Below are 14,050 nucleotides of genomic sequence, written 5' to 3' on the forward strand. Positions count from 1 at the left end.
ATCGTCTATTTTTTCTTTTGTCTCAAAAGCTGACTGCTTTATCAGTTACCTTAATGCGTATCTTCTAGCGATTAAAAATTGAGCTTCAAATTCAAATTTTAGCTCTAGTTCTGCATAACAGTTAGAAGCATGGAAAAGACGTCAAAAGCCAAGGAATGGTTTCTATGTACACATACAAATACTTAATGACTGCCGTTGGGCTGTCATCTGCTCTATTGCTTAGTGCCTGTGATACAGGAGGAAGCCATACCAACAGTAGCGACAATGCCTCTAAATCTACCACACTTAATATCTCGATTTCTAAAGCACCCGTAGACGGTGCATCCTGTACTTTGTTGGACGATGAAAGCAACGTTGTTGGCGGTCCACAATTAAGTGTTAACGGGCAGTTAGAGATACAACTGACCACTTCTGGTCGGTTTACTGTTCGGTGTGAGGGTGGGGAATATTTGGATGAATCGACAGGGCAACGTGTTGACGCCTCTTCACTAGTTCTTCGATCTGTTATTAATGTGACTGCAGGGCAAACGGTTATTACGGCCGTTACACCATTGACAGAAATGGCGGTTCAGCGTGCCGAAAAAGATAACGACCTATCGGATTTTGATCTACAAGCAAAACAAGTCGCTGAGAGTGTTGGCTTAACGAACATCGACATAACGCAAGTTGTACCTACAGATTTTAACACCCAGCAATCAGATGGGCGTTCCGACGCGGATCGCTATGGATTGATTCTCGCGGGTTTAAGTCAAGTCACGAAAGGGCAAGGCAATGGCGGTTCGGTTCAGGCGATAACCGATCTCATTAAAAATTATGAAAGCCGGATTGAAGCCAATCCAGATTCAGTTAAAAATGAACTGCTAAATAGCTTAGTGGTGTTATCAACGAGTGATTCGGGTGCTGGAAGCAATATCGATTCTCTCACCATTGAAACGGTTCAAGACAACCTTTCATCTTCTCCTTCACCAGCAGCAAAAGACAGCGATGGCGATGGTTTAAGTGACGAACAAGAGCAGACGCTGGGAACCAACCCAAATGTAGCGGATACTGACGGAGATGGCGTTAACGATTTTGATGAGAATCGAGATGGCAGTAACCCACTAGATTCATGCAGCCCTAATAGTTCGGCAGACGATTGTGATACGGATGGTGATGGATTAACTAATGCGCAAGAACGCGCATTGGGGACTGATCCAACGAAGGCAGACACCGATGGCGATAATCTCAGTGATTTTGAAGAGAATCAAAACAACACAAACCCGTTAGATGCCTTTGACCCTGAAGGACCTTGTAGCCCTAACCCTCGCTCTGCCAGTTGTACAGGTGAAGCGGATGATGATGGTGATGAACTCTCGAACGCCAGAGAAGCGACGTACAACACCAATTCTGCACTGCCCGATACCGATGGTGATGGGCTTGAAGACGGTATTGAAGTCGACTACTTCAATACGAACCCTTTATCTGCCGATACCGATGACGATGGCGCAAGTGACGGGGCAGAATTTGATAATGGCTCGGATCCTAACGTCGCAGACTCCGATGGAGACGGGCTAAATGATGGACAGGAAATTACGCTTGGAACCAAACCCCGCGTAGCAGATAGTGATATGGATGGCCTGTCCGATAATGCTGAAGTCAATACACATGGCACAGACCCATTAAAACCCGATACAGATGGTGATGAGTTACTCGATAAATTTGAAATAGCGGAATTGAACACCAACCCTTTACTTACCGATACTGACAGTGATGGTTTAAGTGATCGTGAAGAGTACGATCTTGGCACTAACCCCCTATTGGCAGATAGCGATATGGATAGCGTTAGTGACGCTCAAGAAGTGGGGGATGGAACTAACCCGCTTGTGTCCGACACCGATGGTGATGGGCTAAGCGATGGCGCGGAAAAAACAACGGGGTCAAACCCGCTAAAACGAGATACTGATTCTGATGGACTGAGCGACAGCGCAGAGATTACTGCCAATACAAACCCAAATGATAATGACTCAGACGACGACGGCTTACTGGATGGCAATGAAGTAAACACACAAAACTCTAACCCCAACCTAGTCGACAGTGATGGCGATGGTTTACGTGATGACTATGAACTGCTCTACGGCCTGAATATAAACGTTAATGACGCCAATGACGATCTTGATTCAGACGGTCTTTCCAACCTGGCTGAAAAAAATAACAACTCCTTGCCAAATGATCCAGACAGTGATGGTGACCTGCTCAATGACGGCGATGAAATTGCCTTAGGCACCAGTGTACTCGTTAAAGATTCTGATGGTGATGGGCACACCGACGGGCAAGAAGTCAGCCTAGGCTCAAATCCATTGAGCACCGATAGCGATGGCGATGGCATTAACGACGATCAGGAAAGTCGTCCACTCTTCGATTCAGATAAAGATGGCCTAATTAACATAGCTGATATCGATTCAGACAACGATGGCTGGCTTGATGCCGATGAAATCGATGCCTTGTTGGATACTGATGGTGATGGCTTCGCCAATATGATCGACAGTGATTCTGATAACGATGTTATTCCTGATGGTAAAGAAATCGCACTAGGCAAGAACCCGTTAGACAGCAGTGACAATAATCCCATAGCGGACAGTGATGGCGACGGGATTACGGATGTCAACGAATTTGTAAACGGCACCGATCCAAATAAAGCCGACACTGACGACGACGGCTTAAGTGACAAATATGAGTTGGACAACGGCTTCGATCCGGTTAACCCAGCGGATGCTGCATTGGATGCTGATGGTGACAAGCTCAGCAATATACAAGAGTTTTTACTGGGTACGGATTTAAAAGACTTCGATAGTGATGATGATGGGTTAAGTGATTACATAGAACTGATTGTTTTCAGACTCGGCAACAAAGATATACCGAGTGGGCGTGGCTATACCCTAAATGAAGAACCCAATTTTGGCGCATTTCAAGTTCGCCATTTAGATGGAGACACCCTCGAATTCTACGAGACAGACAGTATATTTGAAAATCTGAATTTTGCTACGTTAGCCGCGCATTGGACTTACGACACCGATCCGACTAACCCAGGCGGTGGTCCAACGGGTCCTGTTGGCCTTCCTGCTTTTCCTAGCATGTCGTGTATTCATTATGCACCGAGTGAAGCGTATACACTTACAACACATAATGCGCTCATTGATGACGTCGACCGCGATGGATTAAAAGATGGTGAAGAAAATAATTTTGGTATCGATCAAGGCTTTTTAGAGGCTTCGGCTTCTGCCAGTGCTTTACTGTTTAGCCAAGAATTATTTGGTGACCCTTATCCGGGTGATGCCATATTTGCCATATATGAAACCAACGACCCAGATGATGCCGACGGGTACGATATCGTTATTTTCGATAACAGCGGTGCCGATTATTCTCTTCGTATCGGTCAACTGGCTTCGCCGAGTCGACAATACATCATCGATCGCAAAGCAGCGGGGGAAGTCCCCATATTCGTCGCGTGGGATGGCAACGCAGATGGGATTCCGAATATTTTTCAGACCATCGACCGCAAAGACTGCTTGAGCCAAAAAGTGGTGGAAGACTTGGGGTTGGATGCTTATCAACATGCCGATTTTGATGGCGACAATCTGTCCGATGCCTATGAAATTCTGGTTCTTGGCAGTAACCCGAAAAGCAATGATACCGATAACGATGGAGTAAGTGACAATCGCGAAGCGATGCCAGATTTCATTGTCGTTGGCGGGGCAAATGATCCGCTAAACTTCATCTCTTCTTTCGACACCGTAAGAAGCTGTCATTCAAACCTATTCGAAGCGGATACTGATGGAGACGGTTTAAGCGATGGCATCGAGTGTGACAATGGGATGTCGACAACGTCTAATGATAGCGATGGTGATGGTCTGCTTGATAACCAAGAAGTGCGTATTTGCGGCAGGGATGAAGCAGGATGTAGGGAAGGCGACTTGGTCCGAATGAGTAATCCCGTCGGCACCGATACTGACGCTGATGGCATTCCAGATGGCAAGGATCTTCACATACTCAACCCCGATTTCGATTTAGATGGAATCCTAGACGGCAAAGAGCTAACGGTTGGTTACAACGTTTCAACTCAACATTTCAGCTCGTCCGCTGGCAGCGACTTCATACCAAGCACTTTCACAATGGGTATTCCTGATAACGCGATCGCTTATCGAATATTGGTGGAACTTGAACCGACAGTAATCAATCAAGATGTCGACGCATTTTTAGCCGGATTACCGGGTGAGATTACCAACCATTCCGTTCATCCATATGGTACACAGTTTATCGCGAACAATGTCATCGAAACGGTATCCGGACAAACCAGTATTGATGTCGACTTGAGTGGTAACCACATTCGAGTTTTGAATGTCTACCTAATTGGCTACTCAGAGCTGGACGTAATACCAGCAATTCCAACACTGGCAACCCGAAAAGATTCTGACCTAGACGGTATTGTTGATAATCAAGAATCGTTAGAAACACTTTGGTTGTCAGCCGAGCATTACAATAGTGAATCTGCGACGGTAACGAGCAACCGCAACGCACTAAATGGTCAAGCTATTCAAATTCAAGGGGCGACAGCAGGAGATCCCATCCTAACAATAACGTCTTCCGATCACTTTATTTCCGGGCTAAAAGCCACGAACTACGCTCTCTACATTCGAGCGTCTGAGGATAATTTAGGTGTTTCTCAGTCTATCGACGTGGATCTACGTTATTCCGGTGTTTTGGATAGCAGCACGAGCATTACCGATCTGTCACTTCATTATGATTGGAAGTACGTGGGCAGTGTTGATGCCACATCAGAATTTGAAATAGACGTGAAAACCAATATGACAGGGGACAGCCCGTTTATTGATGAGATCGCTTTTGTTCCGCAAAGCTTTACACCAAGTACCATTACTTTAGAAAATTACGACAATTTTGAAGAAACCAGACGTATTCCCAATGTAACTGGAACCGTTCAATTACATCGTGATTTACCCTGGGGCTTAAGTGCGCCAATGCAAGCAGATACCGATGGCGACGGCTATCGCACCAACGCAGGTATTCTCGCTGGCTCAGTGGGCTGGTTGACGGATGGCTTTGAACGGCAATTAGGTCTAAACAGCTTTGATATTGATTCTGATCTGGATTATCGATTAGAGGATCCCGATCGATTTGAATCTGTAACTGTGTCTGGAAATTCATTGATTGTTGTAGGCACACCCGATGGGGTTGCCGATTTTACGGATAGTAACGATCCCAGCCCGACACCGCTAGACAGTGACGCAGATGGAATCGATGACGCCGTCGAGCAAGCTTCCCAGTTACTGCGTTTAAGAAACGCTTGTATCGCCGCAAGCGCTGCTCCTGATATTGATTGCCCAGAGTCGAATTTTGACGACCTCTCTGATCTCTCAACCTATTGTACTGATGCACTCGATGGGTCTGGTGCATTGCCACTTTGCGATTACGTGGATGACGACAGAGATGATGATGGTATTCCGGATGGTTTGGAAGATCGTAACGGAAACGGATTGGTTGAAGCGAATGAGTCCGACCCCAACAAACTGGACACAGATAACGATTGTATTTCTGATGGTGTAGAACTTGGTCTCAGCTGCCCCATTGGCCAACATACGTTAATGCCTGTTGGCGCTGAAACCTGCGACGGCAATACCTACACCAATGTGACTGTTGGCGGTAAGCCCGAGGCGACAACCGGTTACGGTGGATTTACTCCTGATGCAGACAGTAATACGACTTCAAACCCAGCTTTAGTGGACACTGATGGTGATGGCATCAGCGATGGTAATGGGTCGGATGGGCTAGGCTTGCATGTTGGAGGAAACTATTTTGGGGAAGACAATAACTGTAATGGGCGCGTAGACATAGGTGAAAGTGACCCATCTCTTAAAGACACAGATGGCGATGGCTACCCCGATAATAGCGAGCGCATTGCAGGCACCAATCCTCAAAATACGGACAGCGACGGCGACGGTCTCAGTGATTACGACGAAATCAATCAATTCAACACCGATCCGCTCGTTGCCGATACGGATGGTGACGGGTTAATTGACGGTGCTGAGGTCAATCGTGCTGGTGGAGCCACTAACCCTAGAAATGCCGACACAGATGGCGATGGCATAAACGACGAAGAAGAAATACTGGGTACATCTAGCCGGTATCAGTGCGGAACGGATTTCCATCAAATTTGCGGTGACGAAGGGAATTGTATTCCTAGAGCAATTTGTGGGTCTGGGTCGTCGACAGGTGCTTTCCTTTGCAACTTTGATGCGTATTGCGCACAGCAAACGGCGATGACAGAAGCGCAGTGTTTAAGCTCTTACGCGACCTGTCAGGTTTCGCCAACCGATCCCCTCCAGAAGGATTCAGATGCCGACGGATTGCCCGATTTACGTGAATTAACTTTGTCGAAAACCAATCCAAACAATCTCGACACCGATGGAGATGGGTTAAGCGATCACGTTGAGTACTATACGTTACCACCTCTTCGCAAAAGCTGGCTTGCGGATCCAAGACAATACGATACGGATAAAGACAGCGTGAACGATGGGGTTGAAGTGGGGCAAGGGAGCAACCCAAACAACGTAAGCGATGTACCTAGTATTGTGTATATTGGCACTTACGGTCTGGTCTTCGATCTCAGACAGTTCACGCTGAACGACGGTGTTTTTGTTCGAACAGGTTCAGAAATCCCGTTAACCTGCTTCAATCTGCCGTCTCCACCCACTTATATCGATGGTGAAATTCGTATTCGTTCAACCGAGCAAGGCTACGTTATGAATGTGGTCGGAGATATGTATTTGAGCGGCTATGGCAAGCCTAAGCTGTGGACACAAGTAAACAGCGGCGCGACCAGCTTTGATGAAAATTACCAAACAGCGTCTGTTGCCATTGAAGATTTCAGTGTGCCAGGTATGGAACTCGATCTTTCAGACGGATCAAAACTGCGGTTTGGTCGTTTGACCTCAATAGACGTATGTAGCCCTGTCTTAACACAGCCAAGTGGGACACTTGTACTGCCAGCACCTGTTTCTGGGAACGGAGCATCAGTGGCACAATATACTCTAAGCGATATCAAACTCTCGACCGCCACGGAAGAATTTAAAGTATTGCGTTTAAGGCAAGAAATACCTGTTCCAGCAGGTACGCCTTCAGAGCAAGCCTCACTTTATCATGTCGACTATGTGGGGGATTTAACCTTTAACCCAGAGTTAGGCTCTTTGATGGGGAACGGCACCATATTAATGCCACTACTTTCCGACGAGCCGATATTGCCGTACAACTCGCCCATTGCATTCGAAGACATCACCACGTCTGTCCCTAAGGTTGATTTAACCGTGGGAGATAGCTTTACCATCGAATTTGGAAAGTTCTCCGACGGTGGCTTGTTGAGCAATTTGAACATAGACCTATCTAAGGGCGGTAAATGTCGTATAGAAGGAGATTTCAGCGACCCAACATTCATCTGCAAGATCAAACGAACCAAGCAAGGCGCGTATGAATTAGAGGGAGAGATTTCCGTTAACCCTGCAGGGCGCTTGCAGTTTGTCGGTAACTGGGCAAATAACCCTGATAGATCATGGCGAGATCTGGTCTTTGATCATCAACCGATAGCCAGCCAAATACCAAACTCAGACAACGGACAATTGGATTTCACAGGAACCCTCACGGTGCCCGTGACCAATCTGCCACTAGAATGGCGACTTGATGGTCAGATGCTGTCGGACATCAGTACGCGTGATGGGGATCCGTTATTCACTGGTATGAACGGCACGCTTAACCTCAATATTCGCAAAGCTGCTGAAATTGAAGAAGCCATAAACTCGCCGGTACAGCTTGGTTTAGAGGTGGGGCAGGCGGGCGTCGCTATGATCTACAGTGGCGCGACACCACAATTTATGTCGTTCTACACAGAGCAAGGCATAAAAATGCGCGGTGTGCCTGTCGTGGAGTCGCTTTTTGATCTGGCAGTGAGGGCTGGGGCAACTTGTGATTGCGTCAACAACGGTCTGATCGACTTAACTAACGGGATCGTACAGGGCAATAATCAAATTGCCTTAATGCCTGGTCAATTTGGTGAGCTCTCCTATACGTTAACACCGCCCATCAAAGTCAGCCCTAATACAGGTCGATTTAACTACATAGATGGCACAGCTGGCGGTATGGAGCTAGAAGGTCGCTACGTTTTCCGTTTTTACGAACTAGAGCCGATCGAAACAACCATTGAGGGCGATATTGGTTTTGACGGAGAGTTTCTGTTTAGCGGTACGGCCACAGCTGGTTTCGGTATACCCAGTTTAGCGAATCTGCATTTTGGCAGCAGTACAGTAACCGTAACGGATAAAGACTTCAAAGCAGAAGGCAACATCAATATTCCAGGTCTAGGCGACATGACTGGACGCATTGAAATAGACAGACCCAGTTTAGGTGTTTACTCGCCGACAGAGTTCTCCTTTCCAAGAGCACGCTTTAGCGCGACCGGTAATGTCTCGATTGGAGGGTATACCTTTTCAGAGGTGACCGCTTCTGCTCAAGCCTATTTGCCTAATCGTGGTGGAAGTATTTTCCCATCACAAGGCTTACATCTGTCTGGAAAAATGCAGCTGCCCATTGGAGCGGGTGGCAGTTTGGTGTCGGTAGAGATGTCTGGGATATATAAATCGCCTACCGATTGGGAGTTTACCGCGACGAACAAGGCACTGAATGTTTTAGGTTTCGCTGCAAATGGCAATGTAACGCTTTCCTCTAGTACTGGGCTAGTGATGGTCACCGAATTTTCCGTTCCGTTATTTCCAGAATTCAGGTGGGTAATACACGCGCAACCTAATGGTGCTATGTCGGCAACTGGGCAAAGGGTAGGGAATGGCGCTCTTGGAAATAACAGCCCAATTGCGTTAGGTAGCGGGATCATGACCATTTATAAATCAAGTGGTGCGGACATTCCTGATATTCAGTTCAAAGGCAATTTGATTGTCAAAATACCGGGAACAAGCTATCGAATGGATGCAGCGGATGTCACTCTCAATATCGCGCTGGACGGCAGTTTTGCATTCCGAACAGATTTTGACATTTTCGGACAAACCATGGGGGTAGATACCAGCTTTGGTCGGAGTGGTACCAGCATGAATGGTAGCGTTAGTTTAGGAAACTTTGGCCCTTTTTATGCCACGATGAAAATGTCGTTCAACACGTTAGGGCAATTCCGTTTGATTGCAGATACCACGCTAGGTGCGGTACACATTGGCACTAACGGCTGCTTTGGCGTTAGGGTTGGGGTTTGGAAATTGAAGAAAACCGTTACCGTATGTATTTAGAAAAGATCGGTCTTTACGGTGTTGCGCTACATGGAAAAAAGCAGCAATGAAGTAAATTACAAGAAACGAACTGTATTATTTGTTTCAGCTTAAGTAATTCATGGGAGGATAAATGAATAAGTGTACTGAGTTTGCGGTATTTCAAGTTGAAAAAGACAATGTGAGCAGAGCGATTGAACTGAGCGAGACCATATTTTTGGAAATGAATGAATCTGAACAGGTCATTATTTCATCCAACATATTGGTAAAAACAGATAACCCTGAAGAAATCTGCTGGCACCTTGAATGGATCAGTGAAAAAGCAGCCAAAGAAACGACAGAAAAGTGGCCGTCATTCCCAAGTACAAAGGCGTTTCAAGGTATAGTTGTCAAAGACATATACTATGGTCATTTCGCCGATAGGCTAAATAAATAGCACACACTGAAAAGAAGTTTACCTAGAATACATCGTGTGCGTCTTAAACAAGGCGTTATAAGTCGCAAAAAAAACGATACCTATGGCATAAGAGATAGGGTGTTAAACAGACAAGGAACGCCAATTGGATTTTACGGAAGTCAAAAGTAATGAAGTTCCCCTTCGTCTATTACTAGAAGCAGACCCTTCTGAGAAGAGCATTTCGTCGTACTTGGAAAGATCTTGGTGTTTCGCTGCTGTAGAAAATAGCGAAATAATAGGCGCTTGTGTGGTGAAGTTGAAAAGCTTCGATGTTGCGGAAATCTACAACATATCCATTACACCTAACCATCAAGGGCGCGGTATCGGTTCAGAGCTATTGCGGTACACGTTGGCTGAGTTACGGTTTAAAAATGTAAAAAAAGTAGAGCTCGGTACGGGCACATTTGGATACCAATTATCTTATTATCAACGAATGGGCTTCAGAGTCGATTCTGTTGCTAAAGATCATTTCCTGCTTAATTATCCAGATGCAATCTTTGAAAATGGCATACAGCATAAAGATATGTTGAGGCTCTATTTAAATCTTGAGTAATCAGGCTAACAACCGGTAGTTCGGCGTCAGACAACCAATAACCCAAGTTAACTCTTCTTTGTTAGATAAGTCGCTGAACCAAGTATCTTGAGGTTACTTTGGAATAAATATCAAGCTCATGAGGTTTCCATGAAAAATACGGTTTTAATTGATTTTGATGGGGTTATTCGTCACTGGTCAAACGTTGAATTGGATGAATTAGCCATACAACTCGGTCTAAACAGTAATCCACTGTTTTCATGTGCATTTTCGGAAAAACAACTTCAGCCTGCAATAACTGGAAAAATTACTCACGAAGAGTGGTGCGCAAATATTAAGATTGAGCTAGCTGAAGGGTTCGGCGATGAAATAGCTACGAGCTTGGTAAACAAATGGTCACAACAAAAATCGGTGATTGATCTAGATTTTGTCAATAGTATTCGCAACTTAAATACAAGTATACGAATTGTATTAGTTACTAATGCGACTAGCCGCTTAAATTCCGATCTCTCCAATTCCGCCTTAGAAGGGGTATTTGATAAGGTCATCAATTCGTCTGATATCGGTATTGCCAAGCCTTCACCATCATTTTTTGGTCAAGCGAATGAAGTCACCCTTCCTTCTGGAAAAACAGAGCAAAGTTCAAAAATGCGCTTAATCATTTGATCAACGTTTAAGCCTATGTTGATGCTAAATTTGTTTGGATAAACGATTTTAAGAGGAAGGGAGCGCACTATGTTGGGAAAATACGGATTTATCGTCAAAGCAAACAACTACCGCCATACAAAAGATAGTGCAAGGCTCGATACTGAAGGCTTTTCCACACAAGTCGTTTGTGTGAGTACCGACCAAGAAGCCATTCTCGTAGCAGAAACAATGGTAAACCAAGGCATTCAGGTTATAGAGTTGTGCGGGGGATTTGGTCAGGAAAGTGCTGAGTTTGTTATCGCACAATTAGACACTCAAGTCCCCATTGGTTATGTCACATTTAATAGTGAAGAACAGCAGAAGTTAACTCGCCTTATCCCTAATTCCGACTAACAAAAAGAGAATCATGAATCCCACTCCTACATTAAAAAACCATACGTTGACTTTACGCGCGATTACCCAACACGATACCAATGATCTATTTGAAATTTATGGAGATGCGAGAGTCATGGAGTTCGCATCCGATCCTACATTTACAACTATCAGTATGGTTAAACAAATGATGGAGAGCGTTAATAAACTCAAGGCGTCGGGGAAGTCGTATGAATGGGCGATTGTGGAGAACCAATCTCGCAAGGTCATTGGGACATGCGGTATTCACTCTTTTAGTGATTGTGGCACAGTTTGCGAAGTAGGTTGCCTCTTAAATGCGTCATTTTGGCGGCAAGGGATCATGTTCGAAGCGCTTCTGTTACTTTTTCAACACGCTAAGGAAAGTGGAATTAAAACCGTTGTGGCGGACATTGATGGTGATAACCATAGCTCTATTGCACTGTTTGAAAAACTAGGCTTTCAGCAAGAAGAAGATGGCTTCCAACGGGGGCTTTAGATCCGCTATAAAACGGGTTTCCTTGGATATACAAGGAAACCGACAAACAAATTTCCACCGAGAGAATCTCTTCCTAAACATCAAAAAATGCGACTTAATACCTAAACTGCCCAACAATCATTTCTAATCGACCTGCGGCTTGACTTACCTCTCCACTGTTTTGGACAGATACATTCACGGCTTGCTTAGTATTGTTGGCCAAATCGGCTATGTGAGTGATGTTTCTGTCTATATCTGCCGAAACCATGGCTTGCTCTTCCGATGCCGTTGCGATTTGTGAGTTCATATCAAAAATGGCGCTGACTTCCTCGACGATTCGCTGAATAGCTTTAACAGCATTGATGGTTTGCTGATTCGTGTTTCCTGCTTGCGACAAACTTTCTTGCATTAGGTTTACGGTGTTTTTTACGCCAATTGATAAGCCACTGATGGTCTCTTCGATGACTTTTGTGGAATCTGTGGTTCGTTTTGCAAGTTGCCTTACTTCATCGGCGACAACAGCAAAACCTCGTCCATTCTCACCGGCACGGGCTGCTTCAATCGCAGCATTTAACGCGAGTAGATTCGTTTGCTCGGTAATTTCGCTGATCACAGAGACAACGGATTGAATCTCGGTGCTTTGTTGTTCCAGCTGCAGCACCAAGTTTTGTGAGTTGGTAATATTGTCGGTGAGCCCTTGAATGCTGTCTCCAGCAATGTGACTAAGGCGCATACTTTCTTCTGCATCCATCTTCACTTTGTGAGCAGTACTTGCTGCATTTTCAATGTTCGATGCAATCTCATTCGTGGTCATCAGCATCTGGTTAACAGCGGTGGCGATAGAAGAGGATTCTAACTGCTGCTGCTCTGCGTTATCCAAACTCGTATTGGCAGCAACCTGAGAAGATTCGGCAGCGTGAGCAAGTTGTACCGTCACTGCTGCCATTTCGAGGATACTGTCTTGAAGCTTGCCAACAAATTTATCAAACGACTGGCTAAGCTGAGCAAGTTCATCTTTCCCGTCATCATTCATACGAACGGTTAAATCGCCTTCACCTTCCGCGATATTGCGCATCATGTTTCGAACATTAATAAGGCGATTGGATATCTGGAAACTTAACAAGATAAGCAAAGACGAAATAAACAGCCCAATGCCAATACCAAAACTGCGAAGTTTGACTTTGGCTTCACCACGTAACTGATTGACCAGAGCGCCTATCTGAGCTTGCATTTTGTTTAAGCTGTCCTCTGTTCCGTGCACATTCTTTCGTAGCTCACCACGCATACCGCTATTGTGATCTAAGCCCAATGCTTTACAGGCTTCATAAAGTTCACCAAACGCTTCTCGATAATCGTTTGATGCCAAGCTGATGGCATCACCCATTGCCGTTGATAATGGCTGAGCTTGAATTTTGCTGTGGAACGTTTGCCAATGCTTTTGAACCTGCTGGAATTGTTCGTGACGCTGCGTTAAGAAAAATCGATTTTGGCTGTCTACCAAGCGTAAGAAATCATTGGAGAGGCTAGGGCGATCCGCCGATATTAGGAGGTTATTGAGCTTTACTTCTTTAGCATTGAGATCCCCAAGCAATCCAGAGGTTTCATCTAGCCCAATATAAGACATCTGCGTAGCCAGTCGATTGAACTGGTTTAGGTACTGCTCCAAAGTACGTTCAATATGGTCGAAATCGGTATTACTTTGGGTTGCGTATTGTGCCAGCTGGTTATCCAAGTTACTCACCCTAGAAAGGAGTGAATTGTAACTGGATTCAAATTTCTTAATGTATTTCGGGTCTTTACGTGCCAAGAAGTCTTTTTCATGTCGTCGAAGTAGGAGAAGCTCTGTTTCACTTTGTGCATTTTGCTCTGCTGCAAATTGAAGGCTTTCTAGTTCCTGGATGATGCTGCTTTCGTAAGCCGCATAGGCAACTATACAAACCAATAGCGATACGGTGACCGCCAGCAGCTTTGTCTTAATCTTGAATTGCGAGAGTGCACTTGCGCTGTTTTTTTTCAATGGCATACCTAGCTCCTTGACCCAAAAGATGTCATTTACCGTATGCACTCGCACAGGCAAATTCGCTTTCATTGGTTGGACTGACGTTAAATAAAACGATACGGCATGATTCGTTAAATCAAATAAGCGACTGCCGGCTAAGATCAACCGATCTCAAATGTTACAGTTATATTTATTTTTTATGACAGGCAGTACTATTAACAGATAGCATGATATT

Annotated in this window: 7 protein-coding genes; 6 read left to right on the forward strand and 1 reads right to left on the reverse strand. The window is 45.1% G+C overall.

Annotated elements, in window-relative coordinates:
* The first annotated feature begins 164 nt into the window (after positions 1-164).
* The 6 genes from LDO37_RS08935 to LDO37_RS08960 all read left to right on the forward strand — a co-directional run bounded on the left by LDO37_RS08935 (position 165) and on the right by LDO37_RS08960 (position 11,837).
* On the forward strand, positions 165-9,332 hold the full coding sequence (locus LDO37_RS08935) for a hypothetical protein (RefSeq protein WP_126607103.1): 9,168 nt from the start codon (positions 165-167) through the stop codon (positions 9,330-9,332).
* Positions 9,333-9,444: 112 nt separating this feature from the next.
* Complete coding sequence (locus LDO37_RS08940; RefSeq protein ID WP_126607102.1) at positions 9,445-9,747, forward strand: hypothetical protein; 303 nt, start codon at positions 9,445-9,447, stop codon at positions 9,745-9,747.
* A gap of 124 nt (positions 9,748-9,871) precedes the next feature.
* Entirely contained in the window at positions 9,872-10,321 is a 450-nt protein-coding gene (locus LDO37_RS08945) for a GNAT family N-acetyltransferase (RefSeq protein WP_126607101.1), read from the forward strand.
* A 129-nt stretch (positions 10,322-10,450) separates the two neighbouring features.
* Positions 10,451-10,966, forward strand: a complete 516-nt coding sequence (locus tag LDO37_RS08950) for an HAD family hydrolase (protein ID WP_126607100.1) — start codon at positions 10,451-10,453, stop codon at positions 10,964-10,966.
* Positions 10,967-11,035: 69 nt separating this feature from the next.
* On the forward strand, positions 11,036-11,341 hold the full coding sequence (locus LDO37_RS08955; protein ID WP_126607099.1) for a DUF6506 family protein: 306 nt from the start codon (positions 11,036-11,038) through the stop codon (positions 11,339-11,341).
* A 13-nt stretch (positions 11,342-11,354) separates the two neighbouring features.
* A complete protein-coding gene (locus LDO37_RS08960) occupies positions 11,355-11,837 on the forward strand; it encodes a GNAT family N-acetyltransferase (RefSeq protein ID WP_126607098.1) in 483 nt (160 codons plus the stop codon).
* Between the two features lie 94 nt (positions 11,838-11,931).
* Here LDO37_RS08960 and LDO37_RS08965 read toward each other — a convergent pair whose 3' ends face one another.
* Positions 11,932-13,839 carry a methyl-accepting chemotaxis protein gene (locus LDO37_RS08965; RefSeq protein ID WP_185829752.1) on the reverse strand — a complete coding sequence of 636 codons (1,908 nt, stop codon included), beginning with the start codon at positions 13,837-13,839 and terminating at the stop codon, positions 11,932-11,934.
* Positions 13,840-14,050: the final 211 nt, after the last annotated feature.

Origin of the sequence: Vibrio penaeicida (assembly GCF_019977755.1) — a bacterium.
GTDB lineage: Bacteria > Pseudomonadota > Gammaproteobacteria > Enterobacterales > Vibrionaceae > Vibrio > Vibrio penaeicida.

What these genes read in the sequence shown, in the direction of transcription:
- LDO37_RS08935 (WP_126607103.1), top strand. Translation starts at nt 165, where the DNA reads ATGTACACATACAAATACTTAATGACTGCCGTTGGGCTGTCATCTGCT.
- LDO37_RS08940 (WP_126607102.1), top strand. Translation starts at nt 9,445, where the DNA reads ATGAATAAGTGTACTGAGTTTGCGGTATTTCAAGTTGAAAAAGACAAT.
- LDO37_RS08950 (WP_126607100.1), top strand. Translation starts at nt 10,451, where the DNA reads ATGAAAAATACGGTTTTAATTGATTTTGATGGGGTTATTCGTCACTGG.
- LDO37_RS08955 (WP_126607099.1), top strand. Translation starts at nt 11,036, where the DNA reads ATGTTGGGAAAATACGGATTTATCGTCAAAGCAAACAACTACCGCCAT.
- LDO37_RS08960 (WP_126607098.1), top strand. Translation starts at nt 11,355, where the DNA reads ATGAATCCCACTCCTACATTAAAAAACCATACGTTGACTTTACGCGCG.
- LDO37_RS08965 (WP_185829752.1), bottom strand. Translation starts at nt 13,839, where the DNA reads ATGCCATTGAAAAAAAACAGCGCAAGTGCACTCTCGCAATTCAAGATT.